21 protein-coding genes are annotated in these 17,766 nt (G+C 63.2%); 9 read left to right on the plus strand and 12 right to left on the minus strand.

Annotated elements, in window-relative coordinates:
• Entirely contained in the window at nucleotides 1-594 is a 594-nt protein-coding gene (locus EN851_RS28895) for a TetR/AcrR family transcriptional regulator (RefSeq protein WP_127870069.1), read from the plus strand.
• Between the two features lie 44 nt (nucleotides 595-638).
• Here EN851_RS28895 and EN851_RS28900 read toward each other — a convergent pair whose 3' ends face one another.
• The 3 genes from EN851_RS28900 to EN851_RS28910 all read right to left on the minus strand — a co-directional run bounded on the left by EN851_RS28900 (nucleotide 639) and on the right by EN851_RS28910 (nucleotide 3,481).
• Complete coding sequence (locus tag EN851_RS28900; RefSeq protein ID WP_135930532.1) at nucleotides 639-1,454, minus strand: oxidoreductase; 816 nt, start codon at nucleotides 1,452-1,454, stop codon at nucleotides 639-641.
• Nucleotides 1,455-1,557: 103 nt separating this feature from the next.
• Nucleotides 1,558-2,826: a beta-ketoacyl-ACP synthase II gene (gene fabF / locus EN851_RS28905; protein ID WP_135930533.1), complete on the minus strand. Its 1,269-nt coding sequence runs from the start codon at nucleotides 2,824-2,826 to the stop codon at nucleotides 1,558-1,560.
• 73 nt (nucleotides 2,827-2,899) lie between these two features.
• A complete protein-coding gene (locus EN851_RS28910) occupies nucleotides 2,900-3,481 on the minus strand; it encodes a TetR/AcrR family transcriptional regulator (RefSeq protein WP_135930534.1) in 582 nt (193 codons plus the stop codon).
• A 176-nt stretch (nucleotides 3,482-3,657) separates the two neighbouring features.
• Between EN851_RS28910 and EN851_RS36525 the strand changes: the two genes are divergently transcribed.
• The gene (locus EN851_RS36525) at nucleotides 3,658-3,756 is read left to right on the plus strand and encodes a putative RiPP precursor (RefSeq protein ID WP_189343773.1); all 99 of its coding nucleotides are present in this window, start codon (nucleotides 3,658-3,660) and stop codon (nucleotides 3,754-3,756) included.
• A gap of 42 nt (nucleotides 3,757-3,798) precedes the next feature.
• On the opposite strand, the gene EN851_RS28915 is transcribed toward EN851_RS36525, so the two are convergent.
• Entirely contained in the window at nucleotides 3,799-4,761 is a 963-nt protein-coding gene (locus EN851_RS28915) for a LysR family transcriptional regulator (protein ID WP_135916356.1), read from the minus strand.
• 109 nt (nucleotides 4,762-4,870) lie between these two features.
• On the opposite strand from EN851_RS28915, the gene EN851_RS28920 reads away from it, so the two are divergent.
• A complete protein-coding gene (locus EN851_RS28920) occupies nucleotides 4,871-5,503 on the plus strand; it encodes an FMN-dependent NADH-azoreductase (protein ID WP_135867284.1) in 633 nt (210 codons plus the stop codon).
• 54 nt (nucleotides 5,504-5,557) lie between these two features.
• On the opposite strand, the gene EN851_RS28925 is transcribed toward EN851_RS28920, so the two are convergent.
• Nucleotides 5,558-5,857 carry an AzlD family protein gene (locus EN851_RS28925; RefSeq protein WP_135882326.1) on the minus strand — a complete coding sequence of 100 codons (300 nt, stop codon included), beginning with the start codon at nucleotides 5,855-5,857 and terminating at the stop codon, nucleotides 5,558-5,560.
• Complete coding sequence (locus tag EN851_RS28930) at nucleotides 5,854-6,588, minus strand: AzlC family ABC transporter permease (RefSeq protein ID WP_127870064.1); 735 nt, start codon at nucleotides 6,586-6,588, stop codon at nucleotides 5,854-5,856. The genes EN851_RS28925 and EN851_RS28930 overlap by 4 nt, the downstream gene beginning before the upstream one ends.
• 171 nt (nucleotides 6,589-6,759) lie before the next feature.
• On the opposite strand from EN851_RS28930, the gene EN851_RS28935 reads away from it, so the two are divergent.
• Entirely contained in the window at nucleotides 6,760-7,218 is a 459-nt protein-coding gene (locus EN851_RS28935) for an Lrp/AsnC family transcriptional regulator (RefSeq protein WP_015316228.1), read from the plus strand.
• 228 nt (nucleotides 7,219-7,446) lie between these two features.
• Nucleotides 7,447-8,649 carry an MFS transporter gene (locus EN851_RS28940; protein WP_135930535.1) on the plus strand — a complete coding sequence of 401 codons (1,203 nt, stop codon included), beginning with the start codon at nucleotides 7,447-7,449 and terminating at the stop codon, nucleotides 8,647-8,649.
• 180 nt (nucleotides 8,650-8,829) lie between these two features.
• Here EN851_RS28940 and EN851_RS28945 read toward each other — a convergent pair whose 3' ends face one another.
• On the minus strand, nucleotides 8,830-10,836 hold the full coding sequence (locus EN851_RS28945; protein ID WP_135930536.1) for an EAL domain-containing protein: 2,007 nt from the start codon (nucleotides 10,834-10,836) through the stop codon (nucleotides 8,830-8,832).
• A gap of 286 nt (nucleotides 10,837-11,122) precedes the next feature.
• Here EN851_RS28945 and EN851_RS28950 point away from each other — a divergent pair, with 286 nt between their 5' ends.
• Both EN851_RS28950 and EN851_RS28955 read left to right on the plus strand, forming a co-directional pair.
• A complete protein-coding gene (locus EN851_RS28950) occupies nucleotides 11,123-12,157 on the plus strand; it encodes a class I SAM-dependent methyltransferase (RefSeq protein ID WP_135930537.1) in 1,035 nt (344 codons plus the stop codon).
• A 91-nt stretch (nucleotides 12,158-12,248) separates the two neighbouring features.
• Nucleotides 12,249-13,136, plus strand: a complete 888-nt coding sequence (locus tag EN851_RS28955; RefSeq protein ID WP_135920895.1) for a hypothetical protein — start codon at nucleotides 12,249-12,251, stop codon at nucleotides 13,134-13,136.
• 37 nt (nucleotides 13,137-13,173) lie between these two features.
• On the opposite strand, the gene EN851_RS28960 is transcribed toward EN851_RS28955, so the two are convergent.
• Together EN851_RS28960 and EN851_RS28965 are read right to left on the minus strand one after the other, a co-directional pair.
• On the minus strand, nucleotides 13,174-13,467 hold the full coding sequence (locus EN851_RS28960) for an HlyU family transcriptional regulator (RefSeq protein WP_127278827.1): 294 nt from the start codon (nucleotides 13,465-13,467) through the stop codon (nucleotides 13,174-13,176).
• A gap of 44 nt (nucleotides 13,468-13,511) precedes the next feature.
• A complete protein-coding gene (locus EN851_RS28965; RefSeq protein WP_135916352.1) occupies nucleotides 13,512-14,153 on the minus strand; it encodes a TetR/AcrR family transcriptional regulator in 642 nt (213 codons plus the stop codon).
• Nucleotides 14,154-14,333: 180 nt separating this feature from the next.
• Between EN851_RS28965 and EN851_RS28970 the strand changes: the two genes are divergently transcribed.
• Together EN851_RS28970 and EN851_RS28975 are read left to right on the plus strand one after the other, a co-directional pair.
• Nucleotides 14,334-15,011: a PspA/IM30 family protein gene (locus EN851_RS28970; protein WP_135930538.1), complete on the plus strand. Its 678-nt coding sequence runs from the start codon at nucleotides 14,334-14,336 to the stop codon at nucleotides 15,009-15,011.
• 56 nt (nucleotides 15,012-15,067) lie between these two features.
• Nucleotides 15,068-15,328: a YiaA/YiaB family inner membrane protein gene (locus EN851_RS28975; protein ID WP_127280449.1), complete on the plus strand. Its 261-nt coding sequence runs from the start codon at nucleotides 15,068-15,070 to the stop codon at nucleotides 15,326-15,328.
• Nucleotides 15,329-15,409: 81 nt separating this feature from the next.
• On the opposite strand, the gene EN851_RS28980 is transcribed toward EN851_RS28975, so the two are convergent.
• The 3 genes from EN851_RS28980 to EN851_RS28990 all read right to left on the minus strand — a co-directional run bounded on the left by EN851_RS28980 (nucleotide 15,410) and on the right by EN851_RS28990 (nucleotide 17,706).
• Entirely contained in the window at nucleotides 15,410-16,093 is a 684-nt protein-coding gene (locus EN851_RS28980) for a PadR family transcriptional regulator (RefSeq protein WP_135930539.1), read from the minus strand.
• Nucleotides 16,094-16,257: 164 nt separating this feature from the next.
• Nucleotides 16,258-16,638 (minus strand): DCC1-like thiol-disulfide oxidoreductase family protein, encoded by a 381-nt coding sequence (locus tag EN851_RS28985; RefSeq protein WP_135930540.1) that lies wholly within the window; start codon nucleotides 16,636-16,638, stop codon nucleotides 16,258-16,260.
• Between the two features lie 3 nt (nucleotides 16,639-16,641).
• On the minus strand, nucleotides 16,642-17,706 hold the full coding sequence (locus EN851_RS28990) for a DMT family transporter (RefSeq protein WP_127280452.1): 1,065 nt from the start codon (nucleotides 17,704-17,706) through the stop codon (nucleotides 16,642-16,644).
• Between the last annotated feature and the right edge of the window lie 60 nt (nucleotides 17,707-17,766).

A 17,766-nucleotide genomic window follows, 5' to 3' on the forward strand; every position in this document is an offset into this window, starting at 1 on the left:
ATGCAACAGGAATCCGGACGCCGCTCGAACCGCGACCGCACCGAGGCGACACGCGCCGACCTGATCGCGGCGGCGCGCAAACTGTTTACGGAGAAGTCCTATGCCGAGACCGGCACGCCGGAGATCGTCGCCGCCGCCGGCGTGACGCGCGGCGCGCTCTACCACCACTTTGCCGACAAGCAGGCGCTATTCGCCGCCGTGGTTGAACAGGAGGCCGCGGCGGTGGCGAAAGAGATCGACCGCGCCTCCCCGCCTTCGTTCAGCCCCCGCGATGCGCTGATTGCCGGGTCAGAAGCCTATCTCACCGCCATGCGCGCGCCCGGCCGCACGCGGCTCTTGCTGCTCGACGGCCCGGCCGTACTCGGCCGTGCCGCCATGGATGCCATCGATAACCGCCACGGCAACCGCTCGCTGCGTGAAGGCCTTGTCGCGGCCATGCGCGCACGATCGATGACAAAGCTGCCGGCGGAGGCGCTGACAGCCCTGCTCGGCTCGGCTTTCGATCGGGCGGCGCTCGCCATCGAGGCGGGCGCATCAGCCGAGGACTACCGCGCCGTCCTTATGGCGCTGATCGACGGACTGTCGCGCGCCTGAAGTTGGTTCCTGGTCAGCTCGGTGTTCGCGAGTAAAGCCCCCTCTCAGACCGGCAACCCGAGCTGCTTTCGCAGGCTCTTGTCGAATGCGGTCGCGGGGACGAAACGGCGCAGGAGACTGACCTGGCGCGCCATCTTTCCCGCCGTATAGCGCCTCTTCGGAGCGGGATCGGTGGCCGCTTTCAACACCGCCGCCGCCACCACTTCGGGCGCATCGCCGTTTTCCATCGATTTCCGCACGGCCAAGGTCATGCCGGTGCGCGCGGAGTCATAGATATCAAGCACCTGGTCGGGGGCGGCGAGATTCTCCTCGAATGACGTACGGGTATAGGCGGGCTCCACCAGCGCAACGCGAATGCCGAACGGGCGCAGTTCATGGTCGAGCGATTCGGAATAGCCCTCGATGGCATGTTTGGTCGACGCATAAAGCGCGAAATAGGGAGCCGGGATGAACCCTTGGACCGAACTCAAATTGACGATCCTGCCCTTTCCCTGGCGCCGCATTGCCGGCAACACCGCGTTGGTCACGCGCAACACGCCGAAGACGTTCACGTCGAACAGCGCCTGGGCCTGGGCGGTCGAGGACTCTTCCGCGCCGCCAAACAGACCCATCCCGGCATTGTTGACGAGCAGGTCGATGCGTCCAGCCTTGGCCAGAACGTCATCGACCAGTTTCGCCACGGACGCGTCATCGGTCACGTCGCAGGTCAGCATGGTGACGCCGTCGGTCCTCTCGCCCGCCGCGCGACGGCTGGTTCCGAACACGCGAAAGCCCGCCTCGAGCAGGGCCTTGGCCGTTGCGTGCCCGATGCCGGAGGATGCCCCGGTGACCAGGGCGACGCCGAGATTGGTTTTGTTCATGGGAGTTCTTTCTTTGGCCAGGGTTGCGTTTCGAAAATGTGTCCCGCTGGTCGTCCACGGCCGGCGGCTCATCAGCGGCCGCTCCGGCGCCCGCACCGGCTGGCTAGTCGGTCCAGCGCCGGAACAACGCACTGGCGTTAACCCCGCCAAAGCCGAAACCATTGGAGATCGCGTAGTCCATCTCCATTGGCCGGGCGTGGTTTGCGACGAAGTCGATCCCGTCGCCGGCCGGATCGGGGGCGCTCAGATTGAGCGTCGGCGGCGCGACCTGGTCCCTGAGCGCCAGCACCGTGAAGATGGCTCCAAGCCCGCCGGCGGCTCCGAGCAGATGTCCGGTCGCCGACTTCGTTGCGCTGACCGCTATGCCGAAGTCCGCGCCGAAGACCCTTTTGATCGCCTCGATCTCTCCCGCATCGCCGACCGGCGTGGAGGTCGCGTGCGCGTTGAGATGGCGGACTTCCCGTGCCGAAATGCCGGCTTGGGCGATCGCGATCTCCATGGCCCGGCGCGCACCGTCGCCATCCTCGGGGCCGGACGTGATGTGATAAGCGTCCGCCGTCGTGCCGTAGCCGACGAGCTCGGCCAGCGGCTTGGCGCCGCGCGCAAGCGCATGGCTCAAGGACTCGATGACCAGGATTCCGGCTCCTTCGCCCATGACGAAGCCGTCTCGCAGCATGTCGAACGGACGGGACGCCTGATCGGGACGGTGATTGAAGGAGGTCGAAAGCGAGCGTGCCGCGGCAAAGCCGCCGAGGCTGACCGCATTCATGCAGGCTTCCGTTCCGCCGCAGACCGCGATGTCGGCCTCATTGGCGCGGATCAGACGCGCCCCATCGCCGATCGCCTGGATGCCGGCCGCGCAGGCAGTCACCGGAGCGCCGAGCGGACCCTTGAACCCGTGTCGGATCGAAATTTGTCCCGCTGCCCTGTTCACCAGGAACGATGGCACGGTGAACGGCGAGAGACGCCGAACACCGCGCTGGTCGACGGTTCGCACGGCTTCGGTTATCGCGGGAAATCCTCCGACACCCGAAGCGATGATCGTCGCGGTGCGGGCCCTGTCATCGTCCGAGACCGGCTTCCACCCCGCCTGGGCCAGCGCCTCTTCCGCCGCCGCCAGTGCAAAGACAATGAAGCGGTCCGCCCTGCGCTGTTCCTTCGGGGCCAGGACGGTGTCTGGATCGAAGCCGGCTTCGGGGTCTTCCTGCAACGAGGGAACCGTTCCGCCGACCTTCGCCGGCAGGTCTCCCACCATTTCGGCCGGCAGGCTCCTTATGCCCGAGCGGCCAGCCAGGAGCCGGGACCAGGACGTCGCCACGCTGGCCCCAAGAGGGCTGACTGCTCCCATGCCTGTAATAACGATCCGACGCATCTCTACTCCAGCTGTCATTCTGCTTGATCCGTTCGCGTGATGGCGCAGCGCGGGCGCCCGGTCGCGATCGCCTCTATTCCTGCGCGGCGGCAATTCGCCTGACTTCGCCGGCGGCGGCATCGAGAAAAGCCTGCGACATCTCTTCATCCTTGAGGATACGGGAGATCGTCACGGCACCCACCACCAGAGACAGCATCGCCATGGCCTTGCGATGGGTTTTTGGACCTTTTGCCGCCGGCATCAATTCGTCGAGAACCTCGAGGTGGGCTGCAATGCCATCCTGGAATGGCGCCCTGACCTCCTCGCCTTGGCGCGCCGCGTCCGAACCAAGCGCCACGATCGGACAGCCGTCGCTCTTCTCTTCGCGATGCCCTGTTGAAAGGTAGAGCCCGATAAGGGCTTCAAGGGGGTCGGGGCTTCCGGCAGCAACAGCCGACCATCTGCGGGTCGCGTGTTCCATCGCTCGCCGCGATGCCTGCGCTGCCAGATCCTCCTTGGAGTCGAACTGCTTGTAAAAGGCGCCTTGGGTCAGCCCGGCACCCTTCATCAGATCCTTCAGCCCGATACCGTCAAAGCCGTGCTCTCGAAAAAGCCGGCTCGCCGCGTTGATCACCGCGTCGCGATTTGCTTCCGCCTGTGTGCGACTGACTCGCATCTCGACTCCCAATTTAGATTTCGTTCGACATCTATAAAAAGGATAGAGTTTGAACGCAATCTAATTTGAATCCCTCCCTCCGCGGCAGAGGATGGAATGGCGACGCAACCGGAACGCTCGTATCTCGTTATGTCAGGGCTCAACTCATCCCTTGAGGCTTACATTGGGACCGACAGATGAAAAAGACCTATGAAAAACCGACGCTACGCAGACGTGGGAGATTGACGGCCCGCACGGCGCAGATCGTGGTTTCCGGGGTGACGGTGATCCGGTGATGTCCGCGGCGGGACCTGGAAGTTCGGCTGCGAGTTGCCAGGTCAGATACCGGAACCAGAAGCGCCATGGGTCTCCGGCTCGTCCTCGGGCACCTCGCCGGGCTCGAATTCGTTGAAGCAGCCGAGCCCGCGCTTGAAGCGGTCGATCAGCCACGCGGCCGCCGGCTTCGGGCTGCGGTCGTTGCGGTGCATGGCAAACAAGGGCGAGCTCGTTTCCTGGTAGGGTTCGAGATCAAGTTCCACCAGGCGGCCACTGGCCAGATCGTCGGCGATCAGCCAGCGCGGCAGCCCGCCCCAACCCAGCCCCTCGCGCATCAATATGTGCTTGGTGCGCATGTCGGTCAGTCGCCAGGTGCGATAGGCGAAGACGCCGTAATCGCGTCCCTTGGTGCGCTCGGACTGGTCAATGACGACGAGCTGCGTGTGCTCGCGCACATCCTCGAGCGCCACTGGCTTCGGCAGCAGCGCCAGTGGATGGTTGGGTGCGGCCGCCGGCACCAGGGACATGAAGCCGATGCGCACGAGGTGCACGTCGACATCCCCCAGCAAGCCGCCAATGCCGAGATCCGCCTGGCCGCTGACGACGAGATCGGGAATGAGGCCGAGCGTGCCGATATGCAGGCGCAGCGTCACGGTCGGGAACTGCTTCTCGAACGCCTTCAGCACCCGCACCAGCACGGGTGAAGGCAATGCCACGTCGACCGCCAGCGCCACCTCGGCCTCCAGCCCATGATGGTGGCCGTCGGCGCGTGAGCGGATGCGCTGCAGCACGCTCACCATGCGCCGCGCGTCTTCCAGCATGGCCCGGCCGATCTCGGTCAGTAGCGGCTCGCGCGTGCCCTCGCGCTCGAACAGCTTCAGCCCAAGCTGCGCCTCGAGATTGGCGATGCCGTAGCTGATGACGGATTGCGCCCGGTTGAGCTTGCGGCCCGCGGCCGAGAAACTGCCGGTGTCGGCAACGGCGACAAGGATCTGGAGCTGGTCGAGGGTCGGGTTCGGCTGCATTTATCCTATCCATTCGATAGATGGATCATATAGAAAATATACCAGTTTATCTGATGGATCGATAGCCCCATATGGAGCCGGACAATTCATTCCACTGGAGAGACCCGCTATGTCCATTCTTCTTGTTACCTCGAGCCCGCGCGGCGCTGCCTCGCACTCGACCCGCATCGCCACCGAATTCGCCCAGAAGCTTCTGGCCGCCGACCCGTCGAACACGCTGGTCGTGCGCGATCTCGTCGCCAACCCGCTGCCGCATATCGATACCGATTATGCGACCGGCATCTACACCCCGGTTGAAGCGCGCACCCCGCGCCAGGCCGAAGTGGTGGGCGTTTCCGACGTCGTGCTCGACGAGTTGTTCGCCGCCGACACGGTGATCCTCGCCACCGGCTTCATCAACTTCAACATCTCCTCGACGCTGAAGTCCTGGGTCGACCACATCGCCCGCTCCGGCCGGAGCTTTGCCTATGGCGAGAACGGCCCCAAGGGCCTCGTCACCGGCAAGAAGGTCTATATCGTGCTGGCTTCGGGCGGCATCTATTCCGAGGGCGCGGCCGTGCAGTTCGATCACGCCATTCCCTATCTGCGCGGCGTGCTCGGCTTCCTCGGCATGACCGATGTCGATGTCATCCGCATCGAAGGCGTCGGCATGGGGCCCGACGCGGTCACCGCGGCGCTCGCCAAGGCGACCGCCAAGGTCGATGCCGTGGTGGCCAGCCAGCAGGCCGCTGCCGCAGCGTAAGGCTCGCGATCATCTGAACTCGAAAGGCAGGCGTTCGCGCCTGCCTTTTTCGTTTTAGCCAATGAAAAGCCTGAGCAGGCCCGCCGAAGCGACGCCGATCAGCACGGTCGGCAGCATCGAAAGCCGCGTCGCGGCGATGAAGGTGATGGCCAGCGCCAGAAGGTCGGCGGGATTGCGCGACACGAAGGCCGGCGCGATGACCGAGATCAGCACGCAACCGGGTGCCGCCTCCATCACCGCGGTCGCCCGCGCGCTCAGCACACGGTTGCGCAGGACGACATAGCCGCCGATCCGTGTGAGATAGGTGACGCCGGCCATCAGCACGATGGTGAAAAGGGTTGTCATGTCGATCATGCATCACCTGCCATCAACCAGGCAGCAAGCAGCCCCGACACCGCACCCGCCGCGACATACCAGGCGCCGGGAATGAAGAGATAGACAAGGGCCGCGACGACTAGGCTGACCAGCCAGGGCCGCGCCGCCGCCACGCTCTTCCACATGCCGCGCATCAGCACCAGGAAGACGGCCGGAAACGCCATGTCGAAACCATAGGTCCCGACATCGCCCAGCATCGGGCCGAGCAAGGCGCCGAGCGAGGTGAAAGCCACCCAGGTGAGATACATCGCCAGCGCGGCGCCCATATAGTAGCGCGGGCTGAAGGCCGGGCCGATGCCCGCGGCGGCGCGCTGCTTGGCGTCGGCCAGGCCCAGCGCCCAGCTTTCGTCGCACATGAGGAACAGCGCCGGGAAAACCTTGCGCCGCGGCAGCTCGCGCAGGAATGGCGCCAGCGCCGCTCCCATCAGCAAATGACGGCTGTTGACCAGGAAGGTGATGGCGACGATGAGGAGGATATGCGGCGGCGACGTCCACAGCTGGATCGCCGCGAATTCCGAGCCGCCGGCGAAGTTCAGCCCGGTCATCATCGATAACTCGACCGTGCTCAGCCCCTTCTGCGTGGCCTGGGCGCCAAGCACCAGCGCGTAGGGAATGGTGCCGACCAGCACCGGCGCGCAGGACGTTACACCACGACGGAACTCGGATTGCGAACCATTGCCGGCCGCTTCGACTGCCTGTGAAATGCTCATGGTCTGCCACAGGCCAGCCTCACAGCCGCCCTGCCCTGCGTTTGAAATTTCTTGGGTGTCAGGAGCAAAACATACCCACACTTCTCGGCAATTTGGTTGCGAAGATTGTTGTCTTTGAGCCAATTTTGGCATTCACTGTCACATATTGCCAGGAAAATGGAATTAAACACCATGAAGCTCGACGACATCGACAAGCGCATCCTGCGGGCGCTGCAGCGCGACGGCCGCATGGCCAACAATGATCTGGCAAATGAGGTCGGCCTGTCGCCCTCGCCTTGCCTGCGGCGCGTCAAGCTGCTGGAGGAAGCCGGCATCATCGACCGCTATGTCGCCGTGATCAATCCGGCCAGCATCGGCAAGGGCCTCACCTTCTTCACCCGCATCTGGCTGAAGGCGCAGGACGAGGACACGATCGAACATTTCGCCACCGAGGTGGCCAAGCTGCCGCAAGTGATGGAATGCTATCTCATGCTGGGCGACTGCGACGCCATGGTGCGCGTGGTGGCAGCCGGCATCGACGACTACCGCCGCTTCCAGTCGGAACATCTCAGCCGCATCAAGGGCGTGCAGAACGTCAAGACCGACGTGCCGAGCCAGACGATCAAATACACGTCGGAACTGCCGATCTAGGACAGGCCAGGAATGCAGCAGCTTGCAACTCGAAAGCACGATCGAAAATGGAGGTCAAATCCAGGGAGCCAGTATTTCGGGGCACCGCCGCAATCCGGGCATCCAGACTGGATAAAAAATGCAACCAGATTGTAGGATGAACGCCGATGCCGGCGTCCTACGGACGCAAGCGCACGGCGAAGCTGGACCGTGCCGCCTCAAGACTGCGTTCCGGCATGGGAGAAAACCATGAACCTTTCCTACCGTTGGGTCATCGTCGCGGCTGGCGCGCTGATGTCCTGCGTCGCCATCGGCACCATGTTCTCGCTGGCGATCTTCCTTGAACCCATGGCGCTCGATACCAACTGGTCGCGCGCGGGCATTTCGAGCGCCATGACACTCAACTTCCTGGTAATGGGCCTCGGCGGATTCGCCTGGGGAGCCCTGTCCGACCGGTTCGGCGCCCGCATCGTCGTGACGATCGGTGCCGTGCTGCTCGGGCTGGCGCTGGTGCTGGCAAGCCGCGCCGGTTCGCTTCTCACCTTCCAGATCACCTATGGCGTGCTCGTCGGGCTTGCGGCCAGCGCCTTCTTCGCGCCCATGATCGCGCTGACCTCAGGCTGGTTCGACACCAATCGCGGGCTGGCGGTATCGCTGGTCTCGGCCGGCATGGGCGTGGTGCCGATGACGATCTCGCCCTTGGCCCGCTGGCTGATTTCGGCCTATGAATGGCGCACCGCCATGTTCGACATCGGCCTCCTGGCCTGGGTGCTGCTGCTGCCCGCCGTCCTTCTGGTGCGCCAGCCGCCGAAGCCCGCCGCCTCCGATGCGGCCGCGGCGCCAGTCGCCGAAGGCGCCGGCCTGACGGTCGAGCAGGCGCTGCGCTCGCCGCAATTCATCGTGCTGGGGCTGACCTTCTTCGCCTGCTGCGCGGCCCATTCCGGCCCGATCTTTCACATGGTCAGTTACGCCATGCTGTGCGGCGTCGCCCCGATGGCCGCTGTCTCGATCTACAGTGTCGAGGGTCTGGCTGGCCTCGGCGGCAGGCTGCTCTACGGCGTGCTTGCCGACAGGCTGGGCGTCAAGCCGGTGCTGATCGCCGGGCTGGCGATCCAGGCGATCGTCATTGCCGCCTATCTCTCGATCCGCCAGCTCGACCAGTTCTATATGCTGGCCGTCATCTTCGGCGCCACCTATGGCGGCGTCATGCCGCTCTACGCGGTGCTGGCGCGTGAATATTTCGGCCAGCGCATCCTCGGCACCGTGTTCGGCGCCGCCACCATGCTCTCCAGCCTCGGCATGGCCCTGGGGCCGCTTGCCGGCGGCATGATCTTCGACGCCTATGCAAGCTACCATTGGCTGTTCATCGGCTCGGCTGTCATCGGACTGGGCGCCGCGGGCATAGCCATCGCCTTCCCGCCGCTGCCACGCAGGACGTTGCAGACGGCATAATGCATGCCGCCCGGAAGTGTCCTCGGTTCCGGCATAACGAAATGCATAAAATCACCTACAGCAGGTCGGGCGAATCCTATTCGCCGCGACATGCTGTAGGCACGACCGGACGGCAATCGCGGCCAGAAACAAGCGGGCTTGACGGGCCAATGGCCGGTCAAGCCACCGCCTGCTTCGGCGTCACGCCGACTTGAGGACCGTGAAAGGCCGTTTTTGAATGGCCCGTTTGGCCTGGAAATTCGCGGCCGGAGCCGGGCGGCCGACATGAAAGCCCTGGACCTTGTCTATGCCGAACTGGCGCATGAGGAGCATCTGCTCCTCGGTCTCCACCCCTTCGACCAGGATTTTGTGGCCGCGATTTCTGACCAGCGCGATGATGTCCTGCAGCATCGCCATGCCCTTGGGGGTGCCGCAGTCGTGGAGAAACGAGCGGTCGATCTTGACCGTATCGAAATCGATGAGACGAAGCCACGAAAGGCCGGCGAAGCCCGTCCCGAAATCATCGAGCCATATCCTGATCCCGAGCAGCTTCAGGTCGCTGATGCAGCGCAGGATGTCGGAGTGCATCTCCATCTCCAGCCCTTCGGTGATCTCGAAGGCCAGCCTGTTGCCGGTTACGCCGGTCTCGCCCAGAATGGTCGCGACCGATGTCGCGAAGCCGGGCGTCTTGAGCTGGATCGGCGAGACGTTGACGCTGACGACGCGCACGTGATCCTGCGCCAGGAGCTCGGCGCACACCGTCCTTATTGCCCAACGCCCGAGCTCGAGGATGGCGCCGGTCCGCTCCGCGACGGGAATGAACAGGCTCGGCGGAACCAGGGTGCCGTCCAGCATCTTGAGGCGCATCAGCGCTTCCACGGCCTCGACCCTGCCCGAAGCGACGTCCTGGATGGGCTGATAGACGAGCGAAACGAGATCCTGGCCGATCGCGATCTTCAGCAGAGCCGCCAGGTTCTCGCTCTCGTCGCTGCTCTGGGGATCGGTCGGGTCGAACAGCCGGACACAGTTTCGGCCGCTGGCTTTTGCCAGATAGAGCGCTCGATCGGCCTCGTGGATGATCTTTTCCAGCTTGGCGGCGGTCTGCTTCCTGGTGAATGCGGCGCCCACGCTCGCCGTCACGATCGCGATGCCGTCCCGCCGCAACTCGTGCGCGATCGCCAGGTTCTCGACCGTGCGGCAAATGGCTTCCGCGAGATCCGCGACCTGGTCTTTCCTGCCCATGCGGGCCAGGACGATGAATTCCTCACCGCCATAGCGGCCGATGGAGCCGTCATATTGCTTGATCAACTCGCTGAGCGCATTGGCGACCTGGATCAGGCAACGATCGCCTTCCTGATGGCCATAGCAGTCGTTGAACTTCTTGAAGAAGTCGACGTCGATGAGGATCGCCGCAAAACCATGGCCAAGCTTTTGCCAGTCATTCCAGTAGTCGCGCAGTTTCTCGTCGATCGCGCGCCGGTTCTCCAGACCTGTAAGCGGATCCGTCCGCGACAGCCTGAGCAGGGCCTTGCCGCGCTCGGTGGCCTCATTGTGCTGGATCTTGGCTTCCAGCGCGTTCAGGAAGACGTTGTAGCGCTCTTCGTTCAGCTTCCAGTTCACATAGGACGTGAACGTGAAGCACGAAACGTAGAAAGTGCCGAATACCATCTTGTATGTCAGCGACGCCGGTAGAAAGTAGTTCACCACATACAAGATACACAAAATTATGGTCGACGTTATGATCGACACTTTGAACCGGAACGTGAAGAAAAGATTGGCACTCATCATGAAGATGGTGCCGAAGACCATGTAATAGGCGACGCTTTCCTTGTTCTCGCCCATGGAGGCAGGGCAAAGCCAGCCGAGATAACCGAAGATGATGGCCCCGGCGCAGGTCACGTCAAGCCAGTCCGTGGCGACTCCCCGGCGAAGCTGTGCTTCCAGAACCAACAGTGCGGTCAGTCCGACAGCGAAGCGGGCCGTGATCGTAAGGGCCGCGACATCCGGTATCAGCAGCAGATCCGATACCGAAAACAAGACATAGATGACGACGGCGATCCAAAGGCCCGGCCTGGCCTCCTTTCTTCGCTTCGCCTGGGCTTCCGTCCGGTAAAGGATGCGAAGTTCAGCCGCCCCCAGTTCCTGGCGCGGGTCGTGCGGTTCCGAATCCACCGCATCTGCCACTCTGGACGACGCGCGTTCGTTCACGACGAATCCCGGCTGAAGGGCATCTCGCGTTCCGAATTCTTTTGCAGCTTCTGCCCCCAACGCAGACCGACTCCTTGGGCACGACACGTCTTGCCGCGCGATCAAATGCAATGATGCAGGACAAGTTTCCGTTAACTCGAACCCGGAATCCCCTCCTTAAAAACCTCAAAGAATTGACATGGTTAGCGGGAAATTAATCATACCGATAAAATGCCCGCGAGCCGACATTGGCAAACCGAGTATTCTAAGCAATAAGTTAACTGACTGTTAACTATGGAGCCTTGGTGTGCAAAGTGTCTTTGACGGCCAGAGTCTGATTACGGCGGAGGCGATTGCCGGTGGTCTCCGTCGCGGAAAGCCCGAGCATCACGGCGAAGCGTTCGAGACCGCTCGCGCGGAGCTGGCGCTCATCCTCCAGACGACACAGCAACAGGTCGAGCAGCAAAAATCTCCCGCCGAGATTGTTCGCCGCCTGCTGTCGCTCCTCAACGCGCTGCGTGCCAAGGTCCATCCCGACGTGTGGCAAGCCTTGATACCGCTGGTGCAGAACCACCCGCTCCAGAAGTACTTTCTCGAGGATCCGCTGACGCATTGGTCCTTCACCAAGCCCAGGGGGTATTCCGGCGACGCGCAGTTGCTCGACTACATCTATTGTGACCCGCACGTGGCCGAGAGCGTGGCCAGCGCCTCGGAGATCGGCAAGGCGCTTTACAGCCATACCCAGAACGTTCCGTCATGCGTCGCGGCACGGGAACGCCGCGATCTGCTGACCCGCTATGTCGATGAAACCGCGGCCAAGAATGGACCCGAAACCGAAGTCCTGGCGATCGCGGCCGGCCATCTGCGCGAAGCGAACCGTTCGACCGCATTGGCCGAGGGCCGCCTCAAGCGCTGGGTCGCGCTCGACCAGGATCCCCAGAGCGTCGGACTGATCGCGCGCGACTTCCAGGGCACCGCGGTCGAGGCCATCGACGGCTCGGTACGCACCGTGCTCACCAGGAGCCAAAAGCTTGGCAAGTTCGATCTCATCTATGCGTCGGGCCTTTACGACTACCTCCAGCACAATGTCGCCGTGAAACTCACCAAGACATGCCTGCAGATGCTGAAGCCGAACGGGACATTCCTGTTTGCGAACTACGCCGAGGGCACTCCTGACGCCGGCTACCGGGAAACGTTCATGGACTGGGTGCTGCTGCTGCGGTCGGAGATCGACATGTGGAACATCGTCAATGCCAGCGTCGACCGCAACACCGTCGAGGCGCAGGTGTACTTCGGCGAGAACCGCAACGTGCTCTACGGCGTCATCCAAAAGCGCGGATGATACCCTGACGGCACACCGGCTGATATGGGGACCTCGAGCGCTTCAAACGGAGTGCTCGAGGGTTCTTCTTTTGTTTGTGGGGGTTTCCATCATGGCAACTCGCCTGGGCTTGCGGGCAGTCTTTCGCTTGATTGTCGCAGGTTTCCTTGCGTCGCTGACCTTGGTTGGCACCTCGTCGGGCGCCGCAAAGCAGAAAGCGCCCGAAGAATGGCCTATGAATTTCATTTTGGTTCGGAACGGCGATTGCAATGTAAGCTGCATTCAATGGATATCCGCAGAAGGTATCATTAAACCTGATACAGATAGACAATTTGAGAAGTTTCTGCGGAGTCTGAAGGGCCAGAGACTTCCGATCGTGTTTCAGTCCGGCGGCGGGAACGTGGATGCGGCGCTTGCGATCGGGCACATGATCCGGGACGCCAACCTCGAAACCGCGATAGGCAGGACGCAGTTGAATGGCTGCCCGATGCTGGTTCCGCGCTGTCCGGAAAAGATCGTTAAGGACGGCTGGTCGGAAGGGGAAGTTCATTCTGGCGGGGCGTACTGTTTCTCGGCTTGCCCATGGGCCTTGGCCGGAGGCCGGGTTCGCGCCGCGGCTGCCACTGCCCGTATCGCCGTCCATCAGATAACGAACGGCCGGAACAAACCCCGAATGCACAACGGCAGAAGAAATCTCGATGAAATTTCGACGGTGGCTGATCCGGCGCTGAAGCAGATGATGTCCGATTATTTCGACGAAATGGGCCTCAACAGCGCCGATGTGTTCGCCATGATGGGGCTGGCAACACCGCAGGGCCTATATAACGTCTGGGACGCTGAAGCGCTCAAATCAGGCATCGTAACGAAGGTCTATTCGTACTCGGAAGAGCCGGGCTATGTCATTGGTGGATCTGAGGCCAAGGCCACTCCCCCGGCGACGGCCGCACCGACGCCGACGGTTGCTCCCGCGCCGGCGGTCACTCAATCCCGGACGAACTGATGCATCTGCTTCGGTAAGGTATGGCGCGTCTTGTGCCCTAGCCGAAAATTCGCTCGCCCTGCTCGTCGACGAGCTGGATGCCCTTCTTGATCGAGATATCGACGGCATCGTCCAGCCCGGCAAAGCGGTCGGCGCGGATGAATTTGTGCTCCTTCACCACGCCATCGACCTCCTTGGAGACGACGCCGCAGGTCTGGTACTGGCCCTCGGTCTTGTAGGGCGTGGCGCTGATCGTGAACCCCTTGTGTTCGACCTGCTTGGCGGGCGCGGCACTTGCAGGCTCGGCCGCTTCGCCGCCACCGCCGCCGAAAAGACGTTTCAGAAAAGACATCGCTCAAATCTCCTTGTCGCCTGCGATCGCCGTCGGTGTGCGATTCACGACGTTGTTTTCCCAGCATGCGCGAATGTGCCGCCTCGTTCCAGCCCCCTGATGAAGACGGAGACGAGGAGCGCGATCTGCTGGTCGATCTCGTCCGCCTGCCGGCGCACGGACCTGGCAGCATAACCGCTGGTGACGATGCCATGCACGCTTGACCAGAGGGTTCGCGCGGCGATCCGGCGCGTGTCCTCGTCGAGATCGAAGCCGCCATCGGCAAGGACACTGGCGATGATCTCGAACAACTGGTCGAGCCGCGCCTCATAGACATCGGGCTCGGTCAGCACCGGACGCCGCCTGTTGAAGGCAAGCAGCGCCGGCCAGCTGCCGGGATGAGCCTCGACGAAGCGCACATAGGCGCCGGCCAGTGCCATCAGCCGTTGGCGTACGTCGGTGATGCCGCGCCTGCCAAGATCGGCCATCGCCGCCGCCCCCGCGACACCCAGCCGGTCGAGCAGCCGCATGTTGACGGCGCGGTGCACACCGTCGAGATCGGAAAACAGATTGTAGACCGAGCCGACCGAGATGCCCGCCTGCTCGGCGATGGTCCTGGCCTTCAGATTGTCCATGCCGCCTTCGTCGAGCAGCGTCTCGGCAATGACCAGCACCCGCTCGCCCGCCTCTTCCTTGTCCAGTGCCATGCTTTTCCTTCTGAATGAGCGCGCCTTGCGGATGGCCTGCTGTTCGCGACCCGATGGCGCTTCGTTTACCATATGCCGCGCATCGTGAACAGCGTTCAAAAAAGCTCTTGAACAGTGTTCATTTCCTGTTACGTTGGCATCGTGAACAGTGTTCACAAAAACTTCGAAGGGAGAAGAACCATGCTTAGCCTGATCAGAACATTGCTCGACGGCGCGAGCGCACGGGCCGAGGACGGCCTGAAGGATCGCTTCGCCATCGACCTTCTGGCACAGCGCATTCGCGATGCCGAGACGGGACTTGCCGCCGCCAAGCAGACGCTTGCCTCACTGATCGTGTGCCAACGTGCCGAGCAGGCCGGCCTCGACCATCTCGACCGCCGCCACGCCGACTTGGAGACACGCACGATCAGCGCACTGGCTGCCGGCAACAACGGGCTGGCCGAAAGCGGTGCCGCGGCCATCGCCGAACTGGAAAATGAACGCGAGGTCCGCCGTGCCACGGTTCATAGCCTCAGCGAAAAGACCTTGCGGATGCGCGTTTCGGTGGAGCGGGCGCACCGCCGCATCATCGACCTCAACCAAGGCATGATCTCGGCCCGGGCCATCGATGCCGAGCGCAAGGCGCAGTCGCGTCTCGTCAGGTCGATCGGTCATTCGGCGAGCCTAAACGACGCCGAGGAGCTTTTGGCCCGCATCAAGGGAGCCAGCGATCCGTTCGAGGAGGCCGGCATTCTCGACGAGATCGACGGCGAGCTGCGTCATGACGCGATCCGCGACCGCCTTGCCGACGCCGGGCACGGCCCGGCGGTGAAGGTGTGCGCCAGGGACGTGCTGGAACGCATGAAGACCATCAACTGAAGGCCTTGGACCTGACCACATCAACCCGACTTCGATCCAATCAAAGGAACACGACAATGAACAGCAATCAGACCTACATCATGTTCAACACCGTCTCGGTCGGCGCCGCCTACTTCATGCTTGGCCTGTCGCTGTGGCTGGCGCCCGTCGACTTGTCGACCAAGGGCTACTGGGGCATGGGCATCCTGCTGCTCACCGGCAGCCTGGTGAACCTGGTCAAGTATCGCACCGACGAGCGTATCTCCGCCGAGACCACCGCCAAGATCGAAAAGGCGCGCAACGAAAAGCTGATCAGCGAATATGTCGGCAAGGAATGATGCCGGCATGGCCCCACGACAAAAGCCCGGGTCTCCCCGGGCTTTTTTGCGGTCTAACTGGCAAGATCCGGTCTTGCTGGCTCAGCGGTGTGTAAGCGCTTCCAGCGCTTCGGCGGCGGCTTCGAGAATGGCGATCGCCTCGGCCTGTTTTTCGGCAGGGGCATCGACGATGTCGCCGAGCGCCGCGCGCAGCCGGTGGCGGATGGCGCGGAATTCGTCACGCGTTTCCGAGCGTTCGCCACGACCGCCACGGCCGCCGCGACGGTCCTCGCCGTCGTCGCTCCAGCCGAACCAGTCGCGCGCCTTGGCCATCTTGCGGCCGAAGCGCTCGAGGTGTTCGAGCACGCCGTCGATCATCTCGCGGTTGTCGGCCAGATGCGCCTGCCCGGCCTCGGTGATCGAAAACACCTTCTTGTTGCCTTCGCTCGACGAGACGGCATAACCGGCCTCTTCCAGGAAGGTCAGCGTCGGGTAGACCACGCCAGGGCTCGGGCTGTAGATGCCGCTGGTGCGCTCTTCCAGCGCCTTGATGATGTCGTAGCCATGGCGCGGCGCTTCGGCCAGCAGCGAGAGAGTGATCAGCTTGAGGTCGCCGTCCGCTAGCATGCGCCCGGCGCGAAAGAAGTCGCCCGGGCCGCCGCGCCCGCCGCCCCTGCCGCCGAACGGACCGAAGCCGCCGCCGCCTCTGCCACCGAACTTGCCGGCCATGTGCATGAACATGCGCTCGCCGAAATGATGATGGTCGGAATGATTGTGTCTGTGCATTTGATTGCTCCTTGAGTTCTATCTTACGATATATCTTAGTTAGGCACACCAAACTGCTGAGTCAAGATATATCTTACGATGTATCTGGTCATGAGCCAAGCGACATCCATGGCGTCGACGCTTCAGGCCCCGGTGAGGTTGGATGGTGTGTGAATGGAGGTAGGCTACCAGTGGCCCTTGCGCCGATTCCAGCCGTAGAGCAGATCGGCGAAGCGATCATAGGCAAGGCGTGTCAGCGGCAGCACGAGCCGATTGCCGAACAGGCTCGCCAGCCAGCCCTCGCCCGGCGTTGCCAGCCAGACCGCGATCGCCACGTCGGCGCCAACGAGCAATCCACCCTCGGCATCGGTCGCATGCAGCCGTCGGCGGATATCCTCCAGCGAGGCGCCATGCGACGACAGCGCATCGGGCTCCAGGTTGATGTCGCGAAACGCGATCCGCCCGGCCTTGACCGCCTCGATCAACCGCCGCTTCTGCCGGCTGATGCCGGCATCGCAGACCGGGCAGCGCGTGTTGTACCAGACGGTCAGCGCTGGCCCTGGCATCGGTCAGCCGTGATCGTGCCGATGGTGCAGGTCGGGATAGTGCGGATGCTTGTGACGCAGCGGCGCATGCCGGTGCCAGTGCGAATGCGGCTCGCTGACCGGCCCGTCATGATGATGCTGGTGATGCTCGTCATGCACATGGCTGTGCTCGTGCTCCAGCGCTTCATGGTCGTGCTCGTGATCATGACGCTCGGACAGATGCAGCCACAGGCCAACCCCCATCAGCAGACCGGCAATGCCGAGCTTGAGCGTGACGGCATCGCCCAGCATCAGGATCGCCAGCAACGCGCCGATGAAGGGAGCGAGCGAATAATAGGCTCCCGTGCGTGCCGTGCCGAGATGCCGCAGCGCGAGGATGAACATGACGAGGCTGACGCCGATGCCGAAGAAACCGACGGCGGCCGTGGCCATCACCGTGGTCGCGGCCGGAAACGCCGCGCCGGAGGCGAGCGCCAGCCCGACATTGGCGGCGCCCGCCACCAACCCCTTCAGCATGGCGATGGCCACCGGATCGGCCGCCGATATCTTGCGGGTGAAATTGTTGTCCAGGCCCCATGCCAGGCAGGCCCCCGCGACAAGCAGCGCGCCAAGATTGAAGGCAACGCCTTGCCCCGCCCAGGACAGCAGCAGCGCGCCCGCCAGGATGGCGAAGGCGCCGAAAAGCAGGCGCCGGTCGACATTCTCGCGATAGACGAGCCAGGCAATGGCCATCGTCGCCAGCCCCTCCAGATTGAGCAGCAGGGCGGAACTGGACGCCGTGTTGAGGGTGAGGCCGAACATCAGGAGCACCGGCCCGACGATGCCGCCCATGCCGATCGCCAGCGCCAGCCACGGAATATCCCCGGCGGCCAGGCGCGCTTCGCCGGCGCCGGCTTGCCTGCCGCGCAAGAGCCGGTAGAGCGCCAGGCCAATGCCGGCGCCGAGATACAGCAGACCCGCCAGCATGAACGGGCTGACGCTGTCGAGCAGCAATTTGGACAGCGGCGGCGTCGCGCCGAACAAGGCGGCCGAGCCAAGGGCAAGCGGCACGCCTGGCCACAGATGCGAATGGGACTGTGCTTCGGACATGGCTCACCCTATCACGGCGGCGCGCCATGTCATCGACGGGACCGCACGACACGGCTTGCG

The sequence above is a fragment of the Mesorhizobium sp. M8A.F.Ca.ET.208.01.1.1 genome, assembly GCF_004791315.1.
Taxonomy (GTDB): domain Bacteria; phylum Pseudomonadota; class Alphaproteobacteria; order Rhizobiales; family Rhizobiaceae; genus Mesorhizobium.